The sequence below is a fragment of the Bradyrhizobium sp. Crot121 genome, assembly GCF_059512385.1.
In genome coordinates this window covers 1-501 of record NZ_JCAMOR010000339.1, presented here as the reverse complement: position 1 = coordinate 501, position 501 = coordinate 1, and the positions used below count along the sequence as shown (strand labels likewise).

Here is a 501-nt window from a genome sequence, read left to right as displayed (position 1 = left end):
GGGCAGTTCGAGAACGCCGATCGAGCAGTGCATCAGCGGGAAGAAGGCTTCCGCTCCGGCACGATCGTGACCGCGGATACGGCCGGCGGCGCGGTCCTCATCCGAATAGAGATCGAGCACGTCGTCGTGGAAATCGCTGATGAGACGATCGAGGATTTCCGTCAATTCCTCCTTGGTCCAGCCGATGACGCCGATGAAGAAGTCGTCGCCGCCAACATGGCCGAGGAAGTGACGCTCGGCGAAGAAGTAACGGCGCATCAGCGCGGCAAAGAGCGAGATCGCATGGTCGCCGAGATGGAAGCCGTAGGCATCGTTGAAGGGCTTGAAATTGTCGAAATCGCAATAGCAGAAATGGCGCACTTCATCGCCGTCGCGGCCGGAATGGCGCATGAAATCTCTGATGGCGCGATTGCCCGGCAGGCCGGTCAGCGGGTTTTGGTCCTGCGCCGTCTTCAGCTGCTTTTCGTTGATGACCTTGATCAGCGAGGCGGCGGAAACGAC

At 59.9% G+C, this 501-nt stretch carries 1 protein-coding gene; it reads right to left on the bottom strand.

Going from position 1 to position 501, the window contains the following annotated elements; all coding sequences use genetic code 11:
- Nucleotides 1-501: diguanylate cyclase domain-containing protein (locus AC5ZGW_RS46860; protein ID WP_496114231.1), on the bottom strand; the 501-nt coding region annotated here is incomplete at both ends.